Origin of the sequence: Alistipes sp. An54, from assembly GCF_002159375.1 — a bacterium.
GTDB lineage: Bacteria > Bacteroidota > Bacteroidia > Bacteroidales > Rikenellaceae > Alistipes > Alistipes megaguti.
The window spans coordinates 190936-216731 of sequence record NZ_NFIA01000006.1; the positions used below are offsets into that span (position 1 = coordinate 190936).

23 protein-coding genes and 1 pseudogene are annotated in these 25796 nt (G+C 62.0%); 21 read left to right on the plus strand and 3 right to left on the minus strand.

Going from position 1 to position 25796, the window contains the following annotated elements; genetic code table 11:
• Positions 1–12 precede the first annotated feature (12 nt).
• The 10 genes from B5G09_RS07815 (at position 13) to B5G09_RS07860 (ending at position 12206) form a co-directional block, all read left to right on the plus strand.
• The gene (locus tag B5G09_RS07815) at positions 13–2280 is read left to right on the plus strand and encodes a GH92 family glycosyl hydrolase (RefSeq protein WP_087404736.1); all 2268 of its coding nucleotides are present in this window, start codon (positions 13–15) and stop codon (positions 2278–2280) included.
• A 529-nt stretch (positions 2281–2809) separates the two neighbouring features.
• Positions 2810–4594, plus strand: a complete 1785-nt coding sequence (gene rho / locus B5G09_RS07820; RefSeq protein WP_087404737.1) for a transcription termination factor Rho — start codon at positions 2810–2812, stop codon at positions 4592–4594.
• 18 nt (positions 4595–4612) lie between these two features.
• Positions 4613–5383 carry a S1/P1 nuclease gene (locus B5G09_RS07825; RefSeq protein ID WP_087310178.1) on the plus strand — a complete coding sequence of 257 codons (771 nt, stop codon included), beginning with the start codon at positions 4613–4615 and terminating at the stop codon, positions 5381–5383.
• Positions 5384–5644: 261 nt separating this feature from the next.
• Positions 5645–6118 (plus strand): DUF1893 domain-containing protein, encoded by a 474-nt coding sequence (locus tag B5G09_RS07830; protein ID WP_087404738.1) that lies wholly within the window; start codon positions 5645–5647, stop codon positions 6116–6118.
• Complete coding sequence (locus tag B5G09_RS07835) at positions 6105–8009, plus strand: TonB-dependent receptor (RefSeq protein WP_087404739.1); 1905 nt, start codon at positions 6105–6107, stop codon at positions 8007–8009. Before B5G09_RS07830 ends, B5G09_RS07835 begins: the two co-directional genes overlap by 14 nt.
• A gap of 12 nt (positions 8010–8021) precedes the next feature.
• Positions 8022–8528, plus strand: a complete 507-nt coding sequence (locus B5G09_RS07840) for an ECF transporter S component (protein ID WP_087404740.1) — start codon at positions 8022–8024, stop codon at positions 8526–8528.
• Between the two features lie 2 nt (positions 8529–8530).
• The gene (locus B5G09_RS07845; protein WP_087310170.1) at positions 8531–9514 is read left to right on the plus strand and encodes a DUF362 domain-containing protein; all 984 of its coding nucleotides are present in this window, start codon (positions 8531–8533) and stop codon (positions 9512–9514) included.
• Between the two features lie 4 nt (positions 9515–9518).
• A complete protein-coding gene (locus B5G09_RS07850) occupies positions 9519–9698 on the plus strand; it encodes a hypothetical protein (protein WP_087404741.1) in 180 nt (59 codons plus the stop codon).
• A 199-nt stretch (positions 9699–9897) separates the two neighbouring features.
• Positions 9898–10485 (plus strand): DUF2284 domain-containing protein, encoded by a 588-nt coding sequence (locus B5G09_RS07855; protein ID WP_087404742.1) that lies wholly within the window; start codon positions 9898–9900, stop codon positions 10483–10485.
• The gene (locus B5G09_RS07860; protein ID WP_162608255.1) at positions 10482–12206 is read left to right on the plus strand and encodes a hypothetical protein; all 1725 of its coding nucleotides are present in this window, start codon (positions 10482–10484) and stop codon (positions 12204–12206) included. The genes B5G09_RS07855 and B5G09_RS07860 overlap by 4 nt, the downstream gene beginning before the upstream one ends.
• A gap of 7 nt (positions 12207–12213) precedes the next feature.
• Here B5G09_RS07860 and B5G09_RS07865 read toward each other — a convergent pair whose 3' ends face one another.
• The gene (locus tag B5G09_RS07865) at positions 12214–12951 is read right to left on the minus strand and encodes a DUF5036 family protein (protein ID WP_162608256.1); all 738 of its coding nucleotides are present in this window, start codon (positions 12949–12951) and stop codon (positions 12214–12216) included.
• 318 nt (positions 12952–13269) lie between these two features.
• On the opposite strand from B5G09_RS07865, the gene B5G09_RS07870 reads away from it, so the two are divergent.
• Positions 13270–15579, plus strand: coding sequence for an outer membrane beta-barrel family protein (locus tag B5G09_RS07870; RefSeq protein ID WP_087404745.1), 2310 nt, complete (start codon positions 13270–13272; stop codon positions 15577–15579).
• Between the two features lie 86 nt (positions 15580–15665).
• On the opposite strand, the gene xylE is transcribed toward B5G09_RS07870, so the two are convergent.
• Entirely contained in the window at positions 15666–17084 is a 1419-nt protein-coding gene (gene xylE / locus B5G09_RS07875; RefSeq protein ID WP_087404746.1) for a D-xylose transporter XylE, read from the minus strand.
• Positions 17085–17310: 226 nt separating this feature from the next.
• Positions 17311–17532: pseudogene (locus tag B5G09_RS07880) on the minus strand (xylose isomerase); the annotation flags it as partial.
• A 365-nt stretch (positions 17533–17897) separates the two neighbouring features.
• Here B5G09_RS07880 and B5G09_RS07885 point away from each other — a divergent pair.
• The 10 genes from B5G09_RS07885 to B5G09_RS07930 all read left to right on the plus strand — a co-directional run bounded on the left by B5G09_RS07885 (position 17898) and on the right by B5G09_RS07930 (position 25702).
• Positions 17898–18512: a TetR/AcrR family transcriptional regulator gene (locus tag B5G09_RS07885; protein WP_087404747.1), complete on the plus strand. Its 615-nt coding sequence runs from the start codon at positions 17898–17900 to the stop codon at positions 18510–18512.
• Positions 18513–18629: 117 nt separating this feature from the next.
• Positions 18630–19109 (plus strand): hypothetical protein, encoded by a 480-nt coding sequence (locus tag B5G09_RS07890; protein ID WP_087404748.1) that lies wholly within the window; start codon positions 18630–18632, stop codon positions 19107–19109.
• Between the two features lie 26 nt (positions 19110–19135).
• Positions 19136–19822 carry a hypothetical protein gene (locus B5G09_RS07895; RefSeq protein ID WP_087404749.1) on the plus strand — a complete coding sequence of 229 codons (687 nt, stop codon included), beginning with the start codon at positions 19136–19138 and terminating at the stop codon, positions 19820–19822.
• 10 nt (positions 19823–19832) lie between these two features.
• Positions 19833–20336, plus strand: a complete 504-nt coding sequence (locus tag B5G09_RS07900) for a hypothetical protein (RefSeq protein WP_087404750.1) — start codon at positions 19833–19835, stop codon at positions 20334–20336.
• The gene (locus B5G09_RS07905) at positions 20333–21862 is read left to right on the plus strand and encodes an ankyrin repeat domain-containing protein (RefSeq protein WP_087404751.1); all 1530 of its coding nucleotides are present in this window, start codon (positions 20333–20335) and stop codon (positions 21860–21862) included. Before B5G09_RS07900 ends, B5G09_RS07905 begins: the two co-directional genes overlap by 4 nt.
• 10 nt (positions 21863–21872) lie before the next feature.
• Positions 21873–22862: an ankyrin repeat domain-containing protein gene (locus B5G09_RS07910; protein ID WP_087404752.1), complete on the plus strand. Its 990-nt coding sequence runs from the start codon at positions 21873–21875 to the stop codon at positions 22860–22862.
• Positions 22863–22893: 31 nt separating this feature from the next.
• Positions 22894–23898: a DUF1266 domain-containing protein gene (locus B5G09_RS07915; RefSeq protein WP_087404753.1), complete on the plus strand. Its 1005-nt coding sequence runs from the start codon at positions 22894–22896 to the stop codon at positions 23896–23898.
• Positions 23899–23919: 21 nt separating this feature from the next.
• Positions 23920–24723: a DUF1266 domain-containing protein gene (locus tag B5G09_RS07920; protein ID WP_087404754.1), complete on the plus strand. Its 804-nt coding sequence runs from the start codon at positions 23920–23922 to the stop codon at positions 24721–24723.
• 17 nt (positions 24724–24740) lie between these two features.
• On the plus strand, positions 24741–25262 hold the full coding sequence (locus B5G09_RS07925) for a hypothetical protein (RefSeq protein WP_087404755.1): 522 nt from the start codon (positions 24741–24743) through the stop codon (positions 25260–25262).
• An 11-nt stretch (positions 25263–25273) separates the two neighbouring features.
• Positions 25274–25702, plus strand: coding sequence for a hypothetical protein (locus B5G09_RS07930; RefSeq protein WP_087404756.1), 429 nt, complete (start codon positions 25274–25276; stop codon positions 25700–25702).
• Positions 25703–25796: the final 94 nt, after the last annotated feature.

Sequence of the window (25796 nt, forward strand, 5' to 3'; positions counted from 1 at the left end):
TAACCGAACCCGATGAAACAATTTTGGATCCTGGCCTGCGCCCTGGGTGCGGCGGCCTGCTGCGAGACTCCGCAGCAGCAAACGGCCCTGCGCCCGAGCGAGTATGTCACCACACTCATGGGCACGCAGTCGGAATTCGCCCTCTCGACGGGCAACACCTATCCGGCCGTAGCCCTACCGTGGGGCATGAACTTCTGGACGCCCCAGACGGGCAAGATGGGCGACGGCTGGGCCTACACCTACAACGCCCACACCATCCGCGGACTGAAACAGACCCACCAGCCCTCGCCGTGGATCAACGACTACGGCCAGTTTGCGGTGATGCCCGTGCGCGGCAACGACAAGCTGGACGAGGAGTCGCGTCAGAGCTGGTTCTCGCACCAGTCCGAAGAGGCAAAGCCCTATTACTATTCGGTCTACCTGGCCGACCATGACATCGTGGCCGAGGTGACCCCGACCGAACGGGCCGCCGTGATGCGCTTCACCTTCCCCGAATCCGGAGAGTCGGGCGTCGTCGTCGACGCCTTCGACTGCGGTTCGCGCGTGGAGATGGTCGACGACCACACCCTGGCCGGCTACACGACGCGCAACAGCGGCGGCGTGCCCGAAAACTTCCGCAACTGGTTTGTCATCCGCTTCGACAAGCCCTTCTCGGCCGTCGAACTGACGGACAACCCCGCCTCCTACAAGGCCGGCAGCCGGCTGCTCAAGCCCGAGGGCGGCAAGGCTGCGGAGGGCGACCATGCCGTGGCCAAGGTCCACTTCACGACCCACCGCGGTGAACGGGTGACGCTGCGCATCGCCTCGTCGTTCATCTCGCCGGAGCAGGCTCTTCGCAACCTCGAAACCGAACTCGGAGCGGATGATTTCGAGACGGTGAAGGCGAAGGCGCAGGCCCGCTGGGACGAGGTGCTCGGACGTATCGAGGTCTCGGGCGGCAGTGTCGACCAGCTGCGCACCTTCTACTCGTGTCTCTACCGCTCGACGCTCTTCCCGCGCAAGTTTTACGAGATGGATGCCGCGGGGAATCCGATCCATTACAGCCCCTACAACGGTGAGGTGCGGCCCGGATACATGTACACCGACACGGGCTTCTGGGATACGTTCCGCTGTCTGTTCCCGCTGCTGAATCTGGTCTATCCGTCCATCAACGCCGAGATCCAGGCCGGACTGGCCAACACGTGGCGCGAGAGCGGCTTTCTGCCCGAGTGGGCATCGCCCGGACACCGCGGCTGCATGGTGGGCAACAACTCGGCATCGGTCGTCTCGGACGCCATTCTGAAGGGCATCACCCCGGCCGAAGATGTCGAGGAACTCTATGACGCCATGCTGAGCGGCCGCACGCAGGTTCATCCGACCGTATCGTCAACCGGCCGCCTCGGCCACGAGTACTACAATTCGCTGGGATACGTCCCCTACAACGTCGGGATCAACGAAAACGTGGCCCGCACGCTGGAGTATGCCTACGACGACTGGTGCATTGCCCAGGTGGCCCGCAAGCTGGGCCGCACGGAGGATGCCGAACTGCTCGAAAAGGCGGCGCAGAACTACCGCAACGTCTTCGACCCGCAGACGCGGCTCATGCGCGGCCGCAACGAGGACGGTACGTTCCAGACGCCGTTCAGCCCCTACAAGTGGGGCGACGCCTACACCGAGGGCAACGCCTGGCACTACACGTGGTCGGTCTTCCACGATGTCGAGGGGCTGGCCGAGCTGATGGGCGGCAAGGAGGAGTTTTCGAAGATGCTGGATTCGGTCTTCGTCGTTCCGCCCATTTACGACGACAGTTACTATGGACAGCGCATCCACGAGATCACCGAGATGCAGGTGGCCAACATGGGCAACTACGCCCACGGCAACCAGCCCGCACAGCACATGATCTACCTCTACGACTATGCGGGCAAGCCCGCAAAGGCCCAGTACTGGGTGCGTGAGGTGATGAACCGCCTCTACAAGGCACAGCCCGACGGCTACTGCGGCGACGAGGACAACGGCCAGACCTCGGCCTGGTATGTCTTCTCGGCCCTGGGATTCTATCCCGTCTGCCCGGGTGCGGACGAGTATGCCGTCGGAGCGCCGTTGTTCCGCCACGCGACGATCCATCTGGAGAACGGAGCGAAAATCGAGATCGACGCTCCGCGGAACAGCCCCGAAAACCGTTATGTCGGCAAGCTGTCGTTCGACGGAAAGCCGCTGGCAGAACCCTTCCTGCGCTATTCGGAGCTGAAGGAGGGCGCCACGGTCCGCTTCGACATGCAGGCCGGACCCGCCGCCGAATAACGCGCTGCGGCAGCGGGTCATCCGCCCGACCGCCACACCGAAATCCCGACCTTCCAACCCGAAGGCCGGGATTTCCGTTTGGATCCGCGGCGCTGCCCCGACACACGGTGCAAGTGTCCCCGACACCCCGCATTTCCTGTCGTTCCCGCTGTTTCAACAGGCCTCGCAGTTTCCACCGGTCCCACAGTCCCCGTCATCTCCGCAGCCCGGATCGAAGACTGCCCCCAATAAAAAACCCTTCCGACACGGCGGAAGGGTTTTTCACACACAAACATTAACAATACAAACAATTCAATGGCGGAATCTGCGGTCGATTGTTCTGGGACAAAGGTCGGGGATTTTTCCATTCGCGGCAATCGCCAATTTTAGGTATTTTCATTGTCCGGAAGGTTCGAACGTCGTGCAAACGAAGTCCATAAATCGCTTTTTATTTTGTAATTCAAAATAATGCACTATCTTTGCAACAGTATTCCAAAGAACCGGACGGCCGTTCGGTTTTGAAAAATCTCATTCAAGAAGACATATTTATATGCAGGATCTGAAAGCGCTCGAAGGAAAAACGCTGGCCGAATTGCGTGAAATCGCAAAAGCGCTCGGCATTGGGAATGTGATGGTGAAAAAGCGCGAATTGATGGAAAAGATAGCCGGCGTGGCCGCAGAAGGCGCCCCGGAAGAGGCCCCCGCATCGGAGGCGGCGTCCCATCCGGATGCAGCCCCGCAGACCGGCGAGGCTCCGAAGGCCAAACGGGGACGTCGTCCGCGTCTGGCCAAGGTTGAAGCGGCGTCCGAAACGGCTTCCGCTCCGGAGGCAACCCGCCCCGCAGAGTCGCAGGAGGCGGCCGGGAGTGAGGCCCCCTCGGAAGCGGCTCCGGAAGAGGAACCGGAACATGCGCCGAAGGCCCCGCGTTTCCAGAAGGGACAGCGACGGAACCGGACGGAGAAGAAGCAGGCTGCGCCCGACCCCGAACTCCAGATGGAGACGGCCGCCGTATCGGAAGAGGCTTCGCAGCCGGAGACACCCCAGCCGGCATCTGCTCAGGAAAGCACCCCGGCCGAGCCCAAGCGCCGGGGCCGCAAGCCCAAAAACCAGCAGCAGCCCCAGCAGGCGACAACGGCAGATTCACAGCCGCAGCAGCCCCACACGGCGGAAGCCGCGTCCCGCTCGCTGGATGACGAGATCATCACCAAGGACGACTTCGCCGGTGAAATCGAGGGCGAGGGCGTGCTGGAGATCATGCCCGACGGCTACGGATTCCTCCGCTCGGCCGACTACAACTACCTCAATTCACCGGACGACATCTACGTCTCGCCCTCGCAGATCAAGCTCTTCGGACTGAAGCCGGGCGATACGGTCAACGGTGCGATCCGTCCGCCGAAGGAGGGCGAAAAGTACTTCCCGCTGGTGCGCGTGAACGAGATCAACGGACTGAAACCCGAATACATCCGCGACCGCGTGCAGTTCGAATACATGACGCCGTTGTTCCCGAGCGAAAAGTTCTGCCTGACGGGCAACGGACACAACAACATGTCGACACGTATCGTCGACCTCTTCTCGCCGATCGGCAAGGGGCAGCGGGCCCTGATCGTCGCCCAGCCCAAGACGGGTAAGACGATGCTGCTGCAGTCGATCGCCAACGCCATTGCGGACAACCACCCGGAGGTCTACATGATCGTGCTGCTGATCGACGAGCGTCCGGAGGAGGTGACCGAGATGGCCCGCAACGTGAAGGCCGAAGTCGTTGCCTCGACCTTCGACGAGCAGGCTTCGCGCCACGTGAAGGTGGCCGAAATGGTCCTCGAGAAGGCCAAGCGCATGGTCGAGTGCGGCCACGACGTGGTGATCTTCCTCGACTCGATCACGCGTCTGGCCCGGGCCTACAACTCCGTGCAGCCGGCCTCGGGCAAGGTCCTCTCGGGAGGTGTCGACGCCAACGCCCTGCACAAACCCAAGCGCTTCTTCGGCGCCGCCCGCAACACGGAGGAGAAGGGTTCGCTGACGATCATCGCCACGGCCCTGATCGACACCGGCTCGAAAATGGACGAGGTGATCTTCGAGGAGTTCAAGGGTACGGGCAACATGGAGCTGCAGCTGGACCGCAAACTGGCCAACAAACGTGTCTACCCGGCCGTCGACGTCATCGCTTCGGGTACGCGCCGCGAGGATCTGCTGCTGCCGCGTGACGTGATGAACCGCACGTGGGTGCTGCGCAAATACCTCTCGGACATGACGCCCGTCGAGGCCATGGAGTTCCTCCAGAAGCAGATGGGACTCACCGACACGAACGAGGAGTTCCTCGCCACGATGAATCATTAGAAACGGCGTTCGGACACCATGAAACGATTGATTCTGTTCGCGTTGACACTTCTGATCTCCACCACGGCTTTCGGTTGGGGGCAGAAGGGTCACGACGTGACGGCCGCCATTGCCGAACGCCACCTGACGCGAAAAGCAGCCAAAAAGATCGGGCAGCTGCTCGACGGGCTGTCGCCCGTCTATTGGTCGAACTGGATGGACAATGCCAGCCATACGCCCGAATATGCACGAACGAAGACGTGGCACTATCTGAATGTCGAGCATGGACAGACGTTCGACGAGGCCCGTCGTATTCCCGAGGGGGATGTGCTGCGGGCCGTCGAGGAGATCACCTCCACACTGAAGGCCGGTGGCCTGGAACCCGCCGAGGAGGCCGTCAAACTGCGGATGCTGATCCACCTGGTGGGGGACATGCACTGTCCGATGCACCTGGGCCGGCTGAGCGATCTGGGCGGCAACCGCCGTGCGGTACGCTTCTTCGGCCGACCGACCAACCTCCACTCGGTCTGGGACACGGATCTGCCCGAAGCGGGGCACCGGTGGAGCTACTCGGAGTGGGCGGAGCAGGTGGACCGACTGCCGAAATCCGAGCAGCGCAGGGAGGAGGCCGGAACCCCCGAAGCGTGGGCCCGCGAAACCCATGCCTTGTGCACGGAGGTCTACGACGCCTCGCCCCAGGGGGCGGAGATCTCCTACGACTACGTGGCGCGTTTCACCCCGGTGGTCGAACGGCAACTGCTGCGCGCCGGATTGCGATTGGCCCGGCTGCTGAACGAAATCTACGGATAGAGCACGATACGGCACATCGTCCGCACGACAAACCCGCCCTCCGCGCATGGAGTGGCGGGTTTTAATGTGCGGGTGAGCAGGGGGGGGGGAGCCGGACAGGAAGAAGCGAAGCAAGAAGAAGGCCGAACGGAAGGTAGGCAGGGCGAAAGGAAAGCGGAATGCAGGCAGGAGTCCATCCGTAAAACGGGTAGTAAGTTCCGTAATTCAGCTAATCGGATTGGGCGATTTCGATGTATATTTGCTGTATCAAAACGGAAAAACATGAAACAGATACAGGAAGAAGATCCGGAGGATCGCCGGGCCATTGAGCGGTTGCATGCCGAAGGGTGCTCGTGTGTGGTCCGCAACGGGGAGATCGTGCGTTCGTTCCACCAGCGCGGAGTAAGCGATCTGTGGCGGCTGCTGCACGAGGAGCCCGACGTGCTGCGCGGGGCCTTCGTGGCCGACAAGGTGGTCGGCAAGGGGGCTGCGGCGTTGATGGCCGTCGGAGGAGTACGGAGGCTCTACGCCCGCACGGTGAGCCGTCCGGCCCTGGAATTGCTCGCCGCAGCCGGCATCCCCGTGGAGTATGAGACCGTCGCAGAGCACATCATCAACCGCGCCGGAACGGGCATCTGTCCCGTCGAGCAGCTCTGTGCCGACGCCCGCACGCCCGAGGAGTGCCTGCCGCGCATCGGGGAGTTTATCCGCCGCATGAAGGAACAGACAAAAACCGCGGAGCATGAGGCGAAATAGGACAACGATCCTGCTGACCGTCTGCACATTGCTGGCAGGCGTCGTCACGGCCCGTCCCGAAACGGAGGAGGCACCGGCCGCGGAGGCCGTAACCCGCAACGTGCCGATCGACTCGGTCGTGGTGACCGGGACGCGCTACGCCGCCGATATCCGCCACCTGCCGATGACCGTCTCGGTCGTCGGCCGTCCGGAGATCGAACAGCGTCAGGAATCCTCGTTGCTGCCGCTGCTCACGGAACAGGTGCCGGGGCTCTTCGTCACGTCGCGCGGCGTGATGGGATACGGGGTCTCGACCGGAGCTGCCGGCGGGATGAGTCTGCGGGGTCTGGGCGGCGGCGCCACGTCGCAGATGCTCGTGCTGATCGACGGCCAGCCCCAGTACATGGGCATCTTCGGCCATCCGATCGCCGACGCCTGCCAGTCGATGCTGGCCGAACGCGTGGAGGTCGTGCGCGGCCCGGCATCGGTGCTCTACGGGTCGAACGCCATGGGCGGTGTGATCAACATCGTCACCCGGCGACAGGCCGAAGAGGGGATCCGCACCGACCTGAATGTCGGTTACGGATCGTGGAACACGCTGCAGACCGAGGCCGCCAACCGCATCCGCAAGGGACGTTTCTCGAGTGTCGTTACGGCCTCGTACAACCGCACGGACGGCCACCGCGCCGACATGGGCTTCGAACAGTATGGCGGATTCGCCAAACTGGGCTACGAGATTTCGGACCACTGGAACGCCGCGGCCGACGTCAACGTCACCCACTTCAACGCCTCGAATCCGGGTCCGGTCTCGGCGCCGCTCTTCGACAACGATTCGCGCATCACGCGCGGCATGACCTCGCTGGCCCTCGAGAATGACTACGGCCACACCTCCGGAGCGCTGAAATTTTACTACAACTGGGGCCGTCACCGCATCAACGACGGATACGAGGCCGGCGAAGAGCCGCAATCCGAGCGTTTCAACTCGCGCGACCGGCTGTTCGGGGTGTCGCTCTACCAGAGTCTGACACTCTGGCGCGGCGGCCGGCTGACGGCCGGTGTCGACTGGCAGCACATCGTCGGCGAGGCCTGGAACCGCTCGGTGGCGGACGGCAGCGAGTCGTCGATCGTCGACGAGCGGGAGGACGAGGTGGCCGGCTATGCCGAATTCCGGCAGCGAGCCGGGCGCTTCACCTTCGACGCCGGCGTACGCTACGACTGGCACACACGCAGCGGATCGGTCTGGGTGCCGCAGGCCGGTGTCTCGTTCGAGGCCGTGCGCAACGGCGTGCTGAAGGCTTCGGCAAGCAAGGGCTTCCGCAACCCGACGATCAAGGAGCTCTACATGTTCGGCATGAAGAACCCCGATCTGCAGCCCGAACGCGTCTGGAACTACGAAGTGGCCTGGAGTCACCGCCCGGGTGAAGGGCGCGTGTCGTACGGTGTCAACCTCTTCTGGATCGAGGGACGCAACATCATCCAGACCGTCCGGATCGACGGCCGCCCGAAACTGCAGAACCAGGCCCGGGTCGCGAACCGCGGCGTCGAGGCCGAGATCGCCTGGAGAATCTCTCACACGTGGAGTGTCGATGCCAACTACAGCTACCTGTGGATGAAGTACCCCGTGCTGGCCTCGCCCGAACACAAGCTCCATGCGGGGGTGAACTACACGAAAAAACGGTGGACGGTAACCGCCGGCGTACAATATGTCGAGGGACTTTACACGGCGGTGAGCCCCGATCCCGAAATTCAGGAAAATTTCGTACTTTTAAACCTCCGGGCCTCGTTCCGCGTCAACCGGTGGCTGACCCTCTATGCCCGCGGAGAGAATCTCCTCGCCCAACGGTATGAGATCATGGCCGGATATCCCATGCCGCGGGCTACGGCCTGGGGCGGCGTCAAGTTGAACTTTTAATACATATAAGATATGACAACTAATTCGGTTACACTTCATTCGCTGGAGTACAAGGATGCTCGGACCTATTGGGTCGCAGCATTGTTCATCGTGGGCAACATCGCCCTGCCGCAGTTGTGCCATCTGCTGCCGGCCGGTGGTCCGACGCTGCTGCCGATCTACTTCTTTACGCTCGTGGCCGCCTACAAGTACGGCTGGAAGGTCGGCGTGCTGACCGCCGTCGCTTCACCGCTGGTCAACGCACTCCTGTTCGCCATGCCCGCACCGGCCGTGCTGCCGGCCATCCTCACCAAGTCGCTGCTGCTCGCCGCCGCGGCCGGCTTTGCCGCCCGCCGCTTCGGCCGGGTATCGCTCTGGATGCTGCTCGCCGTGGTGCTCTTCTATCAGGTGGTCGGCTCGGCCGCCGAATGGGCCTACACCGGCAGTCTGGCCGCCGCACTGCAGGATTTCCGCATCGGAATCCCCGGCATGCTGTTGCAAATCCTCGGCGGATACCTCTTCATCAAATACCTCAAATAGCCATGATTCGGAAAATCTGTATGTTAACGCTTCTCCTGCAGTTTGCGGCCGCAGGTTCCGGCTGCGCTGCTTCGTCCGAAAAGAAGGAGGGGGCAAAAGCCCCCGCCAAGGTCTACATGACGCGCGATATCTCGCCCGAAGGGCTCAGGGCCGTCTACGAAGCCCTCGGCCGCAAGGCCTCGGGCAAAAAGATCGCCGTGAAACTCTCGACCGGCGAACCCGGCGGCAACAACTACCTCAAACCCGCCCTGATCGGCGATCTCGTCCGCTCGACGGGCGCCACGATCGTCGAGTGCAACACCGCCTACGGCGGAGGCCGCGCCTCGACGGCCGACCATCTGAAGGCCGCCGCCGACCACGGATTCACGGCCATCGCCCCGGTCGACATCATGGATGCCGAAGGTGAGGTGCGGCTGCCCGTCGAAGGGGGCCGACACCTGGCCTACGATATCGTCGGCTCACACTTCATGGACTACGACTTCGTGGTTGTCCTTTCACACTTCAAGGGCCACGCCATGGGCGGGTTCGGCGGCGCCATCAAGAACATCTCGATCGGCATCGCCTCCTCGGCCGGCAAGGCCTGGATCCACTCGGCCGGCAAGACCACCGATCTGAACAAGGTCTGGGGCGATCTGCCCGCGCAGGACGACTTCCTGGAGTCGATGGCCGAGGCCGCCAAGGCCATCGTCGACCACTGCGGCGACCGCATCCTCTACATCAGCGTGATGAACAACCTCTCGGTCGACTGCGACTGCGACTCCAATCCCGAACCGCCCCGCATGGGCGACATCGGCATCCTCGCCTCGCTGGATCCCGTAGCGCTGGACAAGGCGTGTGTCGATCTGGTCTATGCCTCGGAGGATGAGGGCAAGGTTCATCTGATCGAGCGCATGGAGTCGCGCCACGGCATCCACACCCTCGAACATGCCGAGGAGCTGGGAATCGGTTCGCAGCAGTACGAACTGGTCGATCTGGACAAAAAGTAGGGGAGTGTCCCCGCTTCAGGAAGACTGCGCTTCGGGAAGAGATTCCGGAGTGCTGGAGGGTGTCCCCCTCGGCAATCGGGCCGAACAGGCCCGTTACGCCCTGCTCCGGGCCGAAGCATCAACTCGCGCCGGACTCGACGCGGACAAAGATTCGCTGCTGCGCATCGGCGATGTCTACCGCTGAAACGCAAGGCGGAGCCCCTCCCGGGATGGGAACGGCAACGCCTCTCCGGAGGCTGTCGGAAAGCCATCGAATCCTGAAAACCTCGTTGCAAGACCTCAGGCAGATCCCGTACTGCCTGAGGTCTTTTTTTGAAAGTCGCGATCGACAAATTTACCGGCCGGGGAGTTCCTCACTCCCGGCTTTTTCGTATCTTTGCCCTATGAACGCCTCTCCGGAATACACCTCGCGGGACTACACCGTCTCGCTGCCCACCGATGAATACATCGCCGTCTATCGCGATGCCCGGCGATTTGCGGTCTGCTGCCGCGCCTGCCCCAACTACGGCCGCAGCTGGGCCTGTCCGCCCTTCGAATTCAACGTCGAAGAGTACCTCTCGGGATACCGCACGGCACTGATCATCGCCACGAAGGTCACGCCGCTACAGAGCGGAATGCTCCTCTCGGAGACCGAACGGCTGCTGCGTCCCGAGCGGGTGCGCCACGAACGGATGCTGCTTGATCTGGAGCAGCGCTTCGGCGGCCGTGCCTTTGCCTACGCCGGGCGGTGTCTCTACTGTCCGGAGGGGAGCTGCACGCGGCCGGAAGGCCGGCCGTGCCGCCATCCGGAGTGGGTGAGGCCCTCGCTCGAGGCGTGCGGGTTCGACCTCGGGCGCACGACAGAGGAGCTGATGGGCATTCCGCTGCGATGGGGCGAAGGCGACCGGATGCCCGAATATCTGACGCTGGTGAGCGGACTCTTCCACAACGCCGGGCAGATCGATCTGACGAAATATCAGCAGGAGCGATGAGCGGAAGAGGAGTGGCAGGGTGGATGCTGATCGTCGCGGCACTCGCGGCCACGACCTGCACGACGCACCGGAAAAAGGCGGAGTGGCAGGTCGACAACTTTCTGGCGGTCGAACACCCCGACAGTGCACGGCGGCTTCTCCGGCAGATCGATCCCGAACGGCTCAGCCGCGACGACCGGGCCCGATGGACGCTGATCTCGGGACTGGCGGAGGTTGCATCGGGCGATACACTGGCGGGGCAGCAGCATCTCATGCGGGGAATCGGCTATTTCGACCGTCACGGTTCGGCGTGCGAGCGTGCCGTGGCGTGGTACACCTACGCCCAGGCGCACGTCACGACAGGCAACCTGGAGGAGGGAATCCGGGGCTACACGCAGGCAGCGATTCTGGCCGAGAAGGCTCTGGCTGCCGGACAGTCCAACGATTCGCTGCGGCGGGGGACCGAGACGCTGCTCGTGGCCGTCTACCACACGCTGGGACTGCTCTATTTCAAACAGGGATACGATGCCGTGGAGCCCTTCGCAAAGGCCGTCGAGGCGGCCCGTGCCAACGGCAACACGGAGCAGGAGAGCTACAGCCGCTTCATGCTGGCCTCGTCGTACAGTGCCAACGGGGATTACGAACGGGCCGTAAAGACGCTCGAGCCGCTGGTCAAGGCGGCCGATACGATCCCGTTCCGGTACTTCGCCCAGCAGATCCGCCTGCAGAGCCTCATCTTCCACACCTATCTCGGCGACTGGACGCCCGAGCAGTTGCTGGAGGCCCGCAAGGGGATCGATCTTGAGGTGATCCGCCGTGCGCCGCTTTCGTACGGCTCGGCCTCGTCGGAGGATACCGGGCGGTCGTTCTACGACGTGGCCTCGGCCATCATCTTCCAGCGCGACGGCCAGCTCGATTCGGCCCGCCGCTATATCGAAGAGTCGCTGGCCGACCGGGAGACGTTCCATCAGGGAGATGTCGGGCTGTTCGACCTGGCTGCCGAAATCTACCACAACCGGGGCGACGACTCCCGGGCCTACGACTACATGAGACGGTATGTCACGGTGAAGGATTCGCTCTTCGAGGTGCAGCGCGGGGCGCAGGTGGCCGAACTCGAACGACGGTTCCGTACGGCCAACGAGGTGGCGCTGCGCGAGGCATCGCTGCGCTACCGGGTGTGGATTACGGTGCTGGCGGCGGCGTTGGTCGTCGTGGCGGCCGGAACGGTCGTCGTGGCCTACCGCCGCAAATTGCGCCGCCGCGACGAGCAGCTCAGCGAGTCGCTGGCCCTTGTCGACTCCTACCGCGAGTCGCACGACAGCCTCACCTCACGACTCGACGCCTCCAATGCCCGCGAGGCGGCCGTCAAACGGCTGCTGGAGGGGCGTATGGCCGCCGTGCGCGACATCGCCGCCACGTATTACACCTATGGTGAAGGAGAGCGCCTGATGTCCAAAATGCGCGAACTGGCGCTGAGCCCCGCCATGTTGGCCGACGTGGTCGGAATGGCCGATCTGTACAGTGATCGGGCCGTCACGCATCTGCGCGAACAGTTTCCCGGCTGGACGGAGCGGAACTACGACTTCGCGGCGCTGGTCATTGCCGGATTCACTCCGCAGGAGATCTGCGTCATGCTCGACATGTCGCTCAACGGCGTCTACACCCTCAAGTCGAAACTCAAACGCCGCATTACCGACTCTTCGGCCACAGACCGCGACCGGCTGCTCGCGTTCTTCACCTGAATGCCAATCAATGAATCACCTCCATGCGAACCTGCGTATAGCTCTCGCCCACACGCAGCCGCAGGGTGTAATAGCCGGAGTCATACGACGGCCAGTCGAGCAGTTTGAAGACCAGGTTACGGCCCTGCTTCTCGCACGTCAGGTCGTTGTTACTATCGAGTTCGACCTCGAAGTTCTCGTCGGGCAGCGGTACCGAGACCTCCTCACCAAGACCCTTCGAGGAGTAATCCAACCGGTAGGGCGTCGAGTTCCATTCGGGCAACCAGTAATTGCGGGGTTTTTCGATGACGAATTTCACTACGGCGCCCAGCGTCCCGCGCTCGGCATCCTCGATGTTGTCCATGACGTAGAATTTGAGGTAATTCACGTTGAGGTCGGGATCGAGCGGCAGTGCCACGTTGTGCGACGGGAATACGCGCCCCGTAACGCCCCGCACGGCCACATAGCCGTAACCCTTCATCACTGCCACCTCCGGCGCGGGATTCTGCAGCGTCGAGACATCTACGGCCCCGAGGCCCGAGCGGGCACCCAGCATGAAGAGTTGGCAACTCGACGGGCTGATGAAGTTCCCGGCATCGTTGATATAGATGTCCGAATCGTCCAGGATCGTCTTTCCGTTCTGCTCGTTGTACATGTTCAGTATGGCAGTTTCCTCGGGATCTCCCGGGGTTTCATCCTTCGAACACGAGGCCGCCGTCATCACAAATGCCGACACGAGGATCGGTAAAAACACGCTTCTCATCATCTGTTTTTCGTTTTTACAGGTTTTGTAGCCGAAGAGCAAAGATACGAAAAATTCCCATTGCGCCAAACCGCATGTGCAAACGGAATCCGGATCCAGCCCGGAAAACGTCATCTTTTCAGTATCGTTTGCCGAACAGGTGTTTGCAAAGGCATCTGCGCGCCGGAAACAAGGAACTATGGAGGATAAGCAAGATTTTTCAGGAAACTATCGTTGTATATCAACAAGTTGCAATCCGACAAACAAGATTTCATCTGTATCGGAAAGGTGCTTTCATGCGTAATTTTGCATTACGAAGCAACCCTTCGAAATCGCAAAGCCATGAAGAATACCTTCCTGTACACACTCCTGATTCCGGTGGCGATCCTGCTGGCATTCGCCCCCGCCGAAGCCCAAACCATCACCCCTTCCGACGGCGTGATCCGCGGTCGCCTGGTCGATGCGTCGGATGCCCCGGTCGCCGGAGCGGCCGTCGTGCTGTTCAACCTCGACTCGGTCTATCTGGATGCCGTCGCCTCGGGGGCGGACGGACGGTTCGAGCTCCGCTCCGCCGTACGTCCCTACCGGTTGCAGATCCAGCACCTCGCCTACAAAATGCGCGCGATCGAGTCCGACCGGGCGGATCTGGGCACGATCCGACTCGAAGAGGAGACCACGAAGGTCGATGCCGTAGTGGTCCAGGGCGAGCGCCCCGTCGTGAAGGTTGAGCAGGGACGGCTCTCGTACGACCTCGGACGGCTGATCGAAGGGCAGGCCGTCAACAACGCCTATGAGGCCCTGACGCGGTTGCCGGGTGTTACGGAGCAAGAGGGTGCGCTGACCCTGGCCGGAGCCTCGTCCGTCACGGTGATCCTGAACGGACGCCCCTCGACGATGACCGCCGATCAGCTGGCCACGCTGCTGCGTTCGACGCCGGTCGACCGGGTGGAAAAGGCCGAGGTGATGTACAGTACCCCGCCGCAATACCACGTCCGCGGGGCGGCGATCAACGTCGTGCTGCGCCGCAGCCACGAGACGGCCTTCTCGGGCGAAGTCCACGCCAACTACACGAACCGCTGGTACGATACCTACGATGCCGGAGGGAATTTCGTCCTCACGTCGCCCCGATGGTCGGCCGACGTCACCTGCTCGGCCGCCCGGAGCAAGGAGTTGTCGAGTTTCGACCTGCGTTCGCTGCACACCTTCGAGGAGCGGCAGTACGACATTCGACAGGATGAATGGATGACCTCCGAAGGGTGGAGCCATCAGCTCCGGGCTGCCGTCGAGTACGCTCCGAAGCAGCGGGGACGTCTGAGCGCCGCCTACACCGCCTCCTTTGCCCCAAATATCGACGGCCTCTCCCATTCGACGGGAAGCTACGTCGAGTCGCTCTCGAAGAAGTTGAGCGACCGGTCGCTGCACAACCTCTCGCTGCGCTACACCTCGCCGCTGGGGCTCGATCTCGGGGTCGACTACACCCATTACAACAACCCCGAACAGTCGCGGCTCGAAAACCGCTATACCGACCGGGAGGCGACGGCCTTCGACGTCGGCTCGGGGCAGCGCATCGACCGGCTGAACGTGACGGCCGACGAGCGGCACACCTTCACGTCGGGGTGGGAACTGACGGCCGGCGGAGCCTTTGCCTTTGCCCGCTCGCACGACTGGCAGCACTACACCGTGCTGGAAGGTGCGCCCGCAACCTCGGACACCGACGCACGCCTCGACGAATATACCGGAAATCTCTATGCCGGCTTCGGACGGCAGTTCGGACACGTGAGCTTCTCGGCCTCGCTCGCCGGGGAGTATTACCGGCTGGGCAACTACGAGAACTGGTCGTTGTATCCGCAGGCGTCGCTGAACTGGATGCCCTCCGAAGGGCATATCCTCCAACTGAACTTTTCGTCGGACAAGACGTATCCCTCGTATTGGGAGATGCAGGGGGCCGTCTCCTACATCGACGGCTATTCGGAGATCCACGGCACATCGGGACTCCGCCCATCGCGCAGCTATGAGGCGCAGGCCGTCTACATCTACCGTCAGAAATACCTCTTCGTCCTCTTCTGGAACGAGTGCCCCGACTACTTCGTGCAGGCCGCCTGGCAGGCTTCCGACCGGCTGGCGCTGATCTACCAGTCGCTCAACTGGAACTTCAACCGGCAGTGGGGCACCAACGTCGTCCTTCCGTTCCGAATCGGACGGTGGCTCGACTCGCGGCTGACGCTCACGGGGATGCGGATGCGGCAGCGGTGCGACCGGTTCCACGACATGTCGTTCGACCGCTCGAAGTGGGTCGGCATCGCCCGTCTCGTGAACACCCTCCACCTGAGCCGCAAACCCGCCATCGACCTCGAGGTGAACGGATTCTTCCAGTCCGCAGCCATCCAGGGGACCTTCGACATCGAACCGCTCGGATCGGCCGATGCCGCCCTGAAGTGGAGCTTCGACCGGGGCCGCGCAACACTCTCGGTACGCTGCAACGACCTGTTCAACAGCGGTATGCCCAACACAAAGGTCCGCTATCGCGGGCAGTGGCTCGACATGGGGGCCCTTCGCCACATGCGCACCGTGACCGTCCATTTCTCCTACCGTTTCGGCGGTTACAAGGAGCGCAGGCATCGGGAGGTCGACACCTCGCGATTCGGACATTGACCGTCGGGCGAGAAGCGCGAATAATAAAAGAGGTCACGATCTCGGATCGTGACCTCTTTTCCGTCGAAGACGGCAACTTCCCGGAATCAGGATCGGCGCCAGAGAGCCGACATCTGCTCGAGGGTCTTGCCCTTGGTTTCGGGAACCCAGCGCCATACGAAGAGGGCCGACAGCAGCGACATGAAGGCATAGATGCAGTAGGTGCCGCCGACACTCCAGCCGCACAGCGAGGGGAAGGTCGCCGAAACCAGGAAATTCGAGATCCACTGTGCCGCCACGGCCACGGCTACGGCCTGCGACCGGATCGTATTGGGGAAGATCTCCGAAATGAGCACCCAGCAGATCGGGCCCCACGACATCATGAACGAGGCCGTATAGAGGATGATGAAGACAAGGGCCGCAATACCGATCGAATCAGTGAACGACAGCGCCGCGAGGGCCGCCATGCCGATCATCATGCCCGTCGAACCGATCATCAGCAGCGGCTTGCGCCCCACACGGTCGACCGTGAAGATCGCCACCACCGTGAAGAGAATGTTGACCACCCCCATGACAACGGTCTGCAGCATCGAGGCATCGCCCGAAAAGCCCATGTTGGCGAAGATCCGCGGTGCATAGTAGAGGACGACGTTGATGCCGATGGCCTGCTGGAAGAACGACAGCAGGATGCCGATGACGATGACCGTCACGCCGTAGGAGAAGAGGCGTTCGCGACGTTCGTGGACCGTGGATTTGATCTCGGCAAGGACCGTACGGGCCTCGGCCGTGCCGTTGATGCGTTCGAGCACCGCGAAGGCCTTCGCGTCCTTGCCCTTGAGGGCCAGGAAGCGCGGCGTCTCCGGAACGAGCAGGATCAGCAGCAGGAATGCCCCCGCAGGATAGGCCTCCGAGAGGAACATCCGCCGCCAGCCAATCTCGACCATGGCTGTCTGGATCGCTTCAGCCGTCTCGCCGAGGTTGTTACGGATCAGGTAGTTGACGAAATAGACCACCAGCATGCCGAAGATGATGGCGAACTGGTTGCACGAGACAAGCGTTCCGCGGATCCGGGCCGGTGAGATCTCAGCGATGTACATCGGGCAGAGGGCCGAAGCCAGCCCGACACCCACACCTCCGATGATGCGGTAGATGTTGAACAAGACGAGCAGCGGCAGCGAAGCCTCGCCGTAGGGCAGGATCCCGCTCTCGGGCCACCACGACCCTACGGCCGAGAGGAAGAAGAGGATGGCCGCCACGATCAGCGAACGCTTGCGGCCCAGGCGCGACGCCAGCAGACCCGAGATCGCGCCGCCGATGACGCAGCCGACCAGGGCGCTCGAGGCCGTGAAGCCGTGCAGCCACGAGGTATAGGTGAAATCGGTTGCCGTGCGGAAGAACTGGTCAAGCGCCTGCTCGGCACCCGAGATCACCGCCGTATCGTAACCGAAAAGCAATCCTCCGATGATCGCCACCAGGACGATCGAAAAGAGGTAGGTGCGGCTGCCGTTTGATGGGGTTGATGTCATATATGGGGTTTTAGGTTGTTTTCAGGAGAGCGGCCCGGGTGACGGCCGCGGTCTTTTCGCAAACCGTCCGCAGAGATTCCGCAAAGAATCGGGACGGCCGACAAGAGATTCGTCGAGGCCCGTTTCCGGAAACGGAACTCCCTCCGCCGACCGCCGACAGGCTGCCGACGAAGGGTGCATTCCGTTCATCAAACGGGAATCCGACGGGTCGGATCCACTCGTGGAATCAGATATAAAGGTTGATGAGCGTCTCGTAGAGCTCCTGACGGCCGCTGCGCTGCACGGGTTCGTGCGTGCGGGCATACTCAGCCACCTGCTCCAGCGTGAGACGGCCCTCCTCGAAGGCCTTGCCCTCGCCCGAATCATACGAAGCGTAACGCTCCTTGAGCATCTTCTCGTAGGGCGAGTGGTCGAGGATGTCGGCCGCAATCAGCAGCGCCCGCGCGACGAGCAGGCGCGGCTGAAAGCCCAGGAGGCCGAGCAACTCAAACGCGACGCAGCGAAGTTAAAAAACAAGTTGCCCTTCCCTTTCTGCCGCAAAGAGATGCCGCCGGGCGGACCGCGCAAGGTCAGGACGAGTTGCCGCAGGCAAACCTTGCGCAAAGTCCCTCCGGCGGCTTCGGCTTGTTGCTCCCAAACAGGAAGGGTGAAATAAAAGGTAAAAGCGACACTTGAGCGATACATCTCTTTCCATTCATGAGCCCAAAAATGTCTATCGGGGCGGGTTCTTCGAGATTGTCTCATAAAAGTTTGGGAAATTTTCGTTTTTCGCCGAATTAGCACGTATCTTTGAGATCGAAAAAACAAACGGCCATGAAAACCAATCGGGAAGAGATTCTGCAACATGCCCTGCAACTCTTTATGTCGAAGAATTACGAGGGAGTCAGCCTGCAAATGATCGCCCACAGCGTCGGGCTGACCAAAACCGGGATCTTCAACTATTATCCCACCAAACTCGACCTCTTCATCGCCGTGGCCGACCGCTATCTCTTCCATCTCCAGGATCCTGAAAACAAATTTGCACCTTCGGACGGGTCGCTGCGCGATTTCATCGACAAATACGTCGAGGGTGTGGAGCGCACCATGTCCGAGATCGTGCGACTGGGCAACATCCAGCGAGAGAAGATGCCCGGAGAGTTGGCCAATGCCGGTTACTTTCATCTCTTCCAGCAGGTGCTCTTCTATTATCCCGACGGCAAGCACAAGCTCCACGAATGGATGGAAAAAGAGTTTCGGCTCTGGTGCAACGTCATCGGTCGGAGTGTCGATCGGGGCGAACTGCGGGCAGATACAGATATTGAAGAGGCTGCCGCTCTGTTCCGGCAGGTTTTTATCGGACTCTCATACCAGATGTCATTCTCCGATGGTCTCGATGTCGAAATTCTCCGCCGGCGTTTCCTCTATATATATGGGCTGCTGAAGCGCTGAGCTGGCTTTCAGCAGCTTTTTTCACGATTCGAAGCAAAAAATATGACCATCTGGTCATATTTTTGCTTTTTTATGCTATCTTTGTCTCCATGAAAAACTGACCAACCGGTAACTTTTATGGAAAACAAACCTTTCGAACGCATCCAAAGGAGCTTCAACTACACACCCGCGAGCATCTTTACGAACCAATGGTCAAACCTGGCCTTTGGTGTAGGAATGATTGTCATTCCGGCCCTCTTTCCCTTCGGCCTTCGTATCCGCCACCTGCGGATTCTCTCGCCGGCAGTCTTCTCGACCATTCTGATTGTGGGCGGCGTGCTGCTGCTCTTCTTCACCTGGCGGGGCATGCGAAATGCCCGGGCGCTGAAAGCCGCAGGAGGAAAGATCACCGTCGACGGCACACGCGTCACCTATCCCGAAGTAGAGAAAGGAAAGGTCGAATACCGCTCATTCCTCACCTCGGACATTGAGTACGTAAAGGACGACGAGGAGGAGCACCAGTGCAAGGTCAAGACGCCGGACAACTACATCATCTTCGAGACTCGCTATTTCGACTCCGAGGAGGAGTTCGAGGCCTTTCGTGCACTGCTGGGATAAATCGGATAATCCAAAAACAGAATCTCATGAATGCAATCATCACCAAATGGATCTGTGCAGCGGGCATGGCATCGCTGACTCTGACCGGCTGCGGGTCGGGCGAGACCTATCCGATGGCCTCCGCCGAGGGGCTTGCCAAAATCCGGGAGCTCGTCGCAGAGCATGTAGACACTACGAAATACAAGATTTACACGGTGGAGTGGCGCGAGGACAACCGCGACCGCCAACTGGAGAACATCCTCACGCATATCGACGTCTATTACCTCGACGCCGACAACAACGATTACTACCTTTCGTTCCAACTCACCGACGGGAAGTTCACGACCGACGGTCCGGAGCGAGACGACCGCCAGATCAACTCCTATGCATGCTCGACTCCGCTCAGCCTCGATGCCATCGATTTTGACTACCTCCAGCAGATCGGCGACCGTGCGGATGCGCTGGTGATGTCCGATGAAAAGGGCAAACACCTGACACTGAAGTCGGCCGGGATATTCCGTTTCCAGATCTGGCCGGTGTCGCTGAGCAACGTCGACCGCTGGAACCGCAGCGAGGAGTACCGCGAGGAGTCGCGACAGCTCGAGGTGCAGTTCGAACTGAACTACGTCGACGAGAGCGAGTCGCCCGAATACCAGGGACGCTTCACCGTGACGAACTACTACACGGTCGCCTTCACGGCCAATGCCGCCGGAGAGGTCTCCATCGACAATTAACCGCACGGAAATGGGACTGATGGGAGGTGCGCCTCCAACCTCGGGGGCGGACGCCGAACGACTCTTTGCAGCCGGAATCACCTACATCTGCTGCGAAGCGTGGCCACAGGCCTACGTCTGCTTCGTACGCTCGGCGCGGGAAGATGCCCCGACACGCTACAACCAGGCTCTGTGCTGTTTCCATGTCGGATGGTATGAGGAGAGCTACCGGCTGCTTGCAGAGGCCGAACGGTTGCTGGACGACAAGCCGGGCAAAGGCTCCGGCCTGGGCATCCCGTCCATGCCACGACTGCAGCCTCCCGAGGCTTTCCGCCGCTGGGATACCGACGGTGAATTGCCACGCAGTCCGCTGCTGCCCGAAACGCCACGAGACGATGCTCTCACGCTGATCCTCCGCCTGCGGGCCGAAACGGCCTTCCGGCTGGGCCGCTGCGAGGAGGTGCGCACGATTGCCGCCCGCCTCGGACACCGATACAAACACCTTGAAAACCTGCTCAAAACGATTGACCGATGACACCGCTCCGGGAACTCTACGACCTTTATTACTATCCGAACCCTGCAAAGGAGGAGCGCCGGCGGCAACTCCTTACCGAGATTCCGACCGACGCACGCGACGAGGACAACTACGGCCGCACATCGCTGCATATCGCGGCGGAATTTGCCGACTGCAAGGCCATCGCTTCGCTGCTCGACCGCGGGGCCGAGGTAAACGACCGCGACACGGAGGGGCACACGCCGCTCTTCCGCCTGGCCTCGCGCCGCAGCAGGGTGGCTACACAGGAAGAACAGATTGCCACGGCGGCTCGGCTGCTGCTGGATCGCGGCGCGAACCTTCCGCGTTCGGCCCGTGGCACAACGGCGCTGATCGAGGCCGTGCAAAACCGGCACCACGCGATGGCCGCCGTGCTGATCGACTCCGGACAGCGCCTCGACTCCGCGAACAGCTACGGCGACAACGCCCTGCACATTCTCTGCCGCCGCGCCACCGATACTGCAAGGGAGATCGCCGGCAAGAAGCGTTTTATCGCCAGCTTCGGCGAACGATGGGTTTCGGAGAAGCAGCAGCGGGAGGCCCGCGAGGAGCTGGAGGAGCTTCAGGCGGAACAGATGCGCTGTTATGCGACGGCGGCACTGCTGCTCCATAGTGGGAAGATCGACCCCGACGAGAAGAACTCGGCCGGTCGGCGTGCGTTCGACCTCGCCATGGAGGGCGGAGCCAAATGGGTGGGTGCCCTGCTTTCGGGTGAGGATCCGTTCGATGAACTCACGATGGAGACCGGCGGGATGGACCTCTTCCAGGCACTGCGCCAAAGAGATCGGAAAGCGTTGGAAGCCCTGCTGCAGGCAGGTGTCGATCTCAATGCGGAGTGCGACAACCGTGAGATGAACGACTGGACGGGCAAGACGCCGCTGGTCTGCGCGCTGGAGTGGGGCGAGACCGAAATCGCGGCGATGCTGCTCCGGGCCGGTGCCGACCCCGACCGGCGAACGGCAAAGGGGATGTCTCCATTTGCTGTCTGGATCGAGCAGGGCTGTCGCATTTCGGACGGTATGGAGCGGTTTGCGCCGGTCATGGAGCTCTTCGAAGAGCGGGGATGGCACCCCGATGCCCCGCAGACGGGGAAGGACGAACGGGCCCTCATGCTGGCGTGTCAACACGATGATTACGAACTGGCCATCTGGACCTTGCGGCGCCTGCTGAAACAAAAGGTCGAGGTGAATGCCCGCGATGCGCTGGGGCGCACGGCCCTGATGCATCTGCTGGGTCCGCACAGCGCCGGGCCGTATCAGCCGGAGATGCTGGAACGGTTGCTGGAGGTTGGCGCCGACCCCTGCACCGCGGACAACGAAGGGCGCACGGTGCTGCACTATGCAGCCGAAGGCTACACGCACGCGGCGGCACGGCAGGCGGCCGAACTGCTCCTCGACTTCGGGCGTCCCGATGTCTCGGCCGTCGACAACGAAGGGCGTACGCCGCTCGACATCGCCATGCGCAGCAATAACGAGTCGCTTGTGAAATTTTTGCTGAAACACGTTTGAAATCAACGCCATGGATACCTTTCAGACCTTTCTGAACGCCTGCCGAAACGGGCAGAAGAGCATCGTGAAGATCCTCCTCGAACGGGGCGGCATCGACCCCAACCGGCGCGATGCCGAGGGCAACACGGCGCTCCATTATGCCTGCCGCGAAGGATACCGGGATTTGGCAATGCTGCTGCTGGAAAAGGGAGCCGACGCCTCGTCCGTAAACAACCGGGGCGAAACGCCGCTCCACGCCGCCGCCCGAAAGGGCAATCGCGAGATCCTGGCCCGGCTCCTCGATGCCGGGGCTGATCCGGATGTCGCCGACCGGGAGGGCTGCACGCCGCTGATGCGGCTCGTGGAAAACCATCGCACGGATGCCGCTCTGTGGCTGATCGACAGCGGGGCCGACACCGAGGCTACGGACCAGACGGGACATCGTGCGCTGGATTATGCCACGGCACACGGCCTGACGGAGGTGGTCGCACGCCTCACGCAAACCGATGCGGCAGACGGCATGGCGCGCGATGCCGAAGGCAACACGCCGCTGCACCAAGCGGTCTACAACGATCAGGCCCAGGTCGTGCGTACACTGCTCGCGGCCTCGAAAGCGCAGCTCAATGCGCCGAACGATGCGGGCGAAACGCCATTGCTGGTGGCGTGCGGACGCGGAAATCTGCACATTGCAAGGATGCTCCTCGATGCCGGGGCCGACGCAAACCGGCCGTTAACCAATGGGACAACGCCGCTGCATTGGGCGGCACAGGCGGGCAACCGCTATCTTGTGGAGGCGCTGCTCGGGGCCGGCGCGGCAATCGACGCCCGCAACGGAGTGGGTGAAACCCCGCTGCTCATGGCGGCCCGCGCCGGGAACAACGAAGTCGTGCGCCTGCTTGTGGAGCATCGTGCCGACGTCAATGCGGCGGACAACCTCCAGCACACGGCACTTTACTATGCCGGCGAACGCGGCTTCACGGAGATCGTCGAGCTGCTGCTTGCGGCCGGCGCCGAAGGATAAAATGGATCGAAAACCTTAAAACATACCGAACATGGCAAACGAGAAGATGAAACCCCAAAGTCCGGAGGAGATTGCCCGGGCGGCACAGGAGGCAGCCCTGGAGCAGATGCGCGCAATGATGGGCTCGATTCCGGGGATGCCCGACATGGGCGACATGCAGGCACAGATCATGGCGCAGATGCAGGCTGCCGTGCCCGATCTGGCGGAGATCCAGGCGCAGCAGGCCGCCATGGGCACGCTCGGCGGTGTGGATGCCGCCGCCGTGGCCGAAGCCGCCCGGCAGAACATGGCGCAGGCTGCCGCAACCATGCAGGCGATGCAGGACGGAAGTCTCGAAAAGGAGTTGCGCGAGGCAAATGCCGCGGCGCTCAACTGGCTGGGCGAGGACAACGGCTGGGAGATCAAGCATGCCGCGACGTGCCGGCTGACGGCTGAACAGATGCGACTGATGGCCTTTGCGGCGCCACTGCTCATATACAACGACGAGGAGGTGGATGCTGTCGAGAGCGAGGTCCTGCCCGAAACCTACCGCGCGCAACTTCAGAGCTGGTGGAACATTACGGACCGCGAATCGACGCTCGAAATCGTCCGGTGGCTGCTCCACGAGGGTCACCATGCGGATGCCGACGCGGCATTGACGCTCATGCGCGGCGACCAGCCCGAAGCGGGCGATCCCGAAGAGAAGGCCGAGGATGTGCAGTCGATCGCGGAGTTTATGGTCGAAAACGGGTATTGCACAGCTGAAATGCTTCCGCGGACGGTCATCGCGTGGGATCTGGTGCGCATTGCCAACCTCGGACGCTGGGCCCTCCATGCCGGCTACCTCTCCGAAGAGGAGATGTGGCAGGTGATGCAAGTGGCGGCCGATGCCGCCCGCGAACACTTCTCGTCGTGGGAGGAGTACGGACGCAGCTTCGCCATGGGTCGCGGCGTCTGGCACGGCGATGAGGAGGATTGCCAGACGGCCTGGGAGATCGTCACCACGCTGCTCGAAGAGGAGACCTCACCCTGGCAGCAGATTCCGTGGAACGCATAGCAACCCGTCAACGCCGAAATGATGGAACGGGGACTTGAATTCTACGTAATGCTGGCCGCCGTGGCGGTCGGCGCCCTGACGTGGCTCTACAGGAAAGGCAGCCGGGTCTGGCGAACGGTGCGCAAGCTGCGCCGCTCCTTCCGGGAGATCTGTCTCAACCCGAAATCGATGCTCGATGACGAACACGGCCGCCAACTGGCCGTCGGGGCGATGTACGCCTCGCAGCAGGGAGCCTGGCAGAATTCGCTGGAGACGGGGATTTTCGACACGCTGCCCGAGATCCTGGGCGGCTGGTGGGGCATTGACTCCACCGCGGAGGCCCGCGCACAACTGGACTACCTCTGCGAAAAGGGATTCCGCTACTACTGGCCCACGGTGCTCGAGGCCTTTCGGCTCGACGGTCGCGAACGGCAGGACGAACTCCTCCAACAGCGGATGACTTCGCAGGAGGATTACGACAAGGTCTCGTCGCAGCTCGAGAATCTGCGGGAGACCTTCGACGAACTCCTCTCGTGCGACGTAGTCGCCTCGAAGGAGGAGCTCGGCCGCTGCAACGTGACAGGTTGGGATGCCGGGCGTATCGTTTTTCTGGCGCGCGCCTGCTGCGAGATGGGCTACCTCTCCGAAGAGGAGGCATGGCGTTACATCGGACGCGCCGATGCGCTGGCACATGAGGCATGTGGGTCGTGGCGCGAACTGGCGATGAGCTATATTCTCGGACGTTCGCTCTGGGGCGGCAAACGGGCCTACAATTCGGTGATGAAGAAGACGGCCGACGTGCTGCTGAGCGACTCCAAGAGCCCGTGGGTGCGCTACCCGTGGTAAAGGCCGACAAAACAGCGATGAAAGCCGCGCTGAAATACCCGGTCTTCTACCTTGCCCCCGCGGAGCACATGGTCTATGTCTTCTGGCGGGAGGAGAACGTGACGACCCGCCGGCAGCTCGCCGAGGCCGACGGCTGGGCGGGACAGGAGGTGGTCGATGCCTCCGGACGGCGCTACACGATCCGCCGCTGCCGGGAGATCGGTCCGGTCGGGCTCTACGGTCGCATCGGCCCGGCTGACCGGCGCACCGTCCGCTACGACACCGACTTCGAAGAGGAGGTTCGCGATTGTCCGCTCCCGGAGCTGCAGGCGTGGATCGCCCGTGAATACCCCCGGTCGGCGTGGTTCCGGGAGGCGTGCTGGCGCAATGCCGCCGACTTCCGGCAGGCAGTCTACGGCTGCCGGAGTTTCGAGGAACTGGCCCGGATGTTCCGCTGCAGCCCCGAAGAGGAGCCCTCTATCCAACGCGACCGCGTGCGCTTTCTCGCCGTGGCACTCGTTGTCGGACTCGTTATCTGGCTGCTGGCCCGCTACACATAAAACCCAAAACCATGAAAATCAATCATCTCATCGTATTTCTCCTTCTGCTCGCCGCCACAGGCTGCGCAAGCACCCGCAAATCCGCGGAGATCGCCCCGACATTCGTAGCCTCCGAATCGACCTGGCTGTATCGGGATGCCGAGGTGGTAAACCGTCGTCTGAAACCCCTCGAACGTCCGCAGGTGCGCTTCGATGTCGAGCGCGCCATCCTGCACGGGGATTCGGTCTGGGTAGTGGTTCGCGCGACCATTCCCCACCGCTCGATCCGCCGCGGGGAGTGTTTCAAGGCTATGAGTGTTCTTCAAGCCTCCGAGGGCATCATGGAGCTGGGCGAACTGTCGCTCGACTCGGGCCATTTCATGCCCGACGGAGAGGGGGATGTGGATGTAGTGACCCGTCCCGGCCGGATGCAGAACCTCTCTCTCCGCAATACACATTGAGTGTCAAAGGCTTACGGAAAGCGTACACGAAAATGTACACGAAACGCCCTGAATTTTCACAATTCGGGGCGTTTTTGTGTCTAAAATGCCGTGT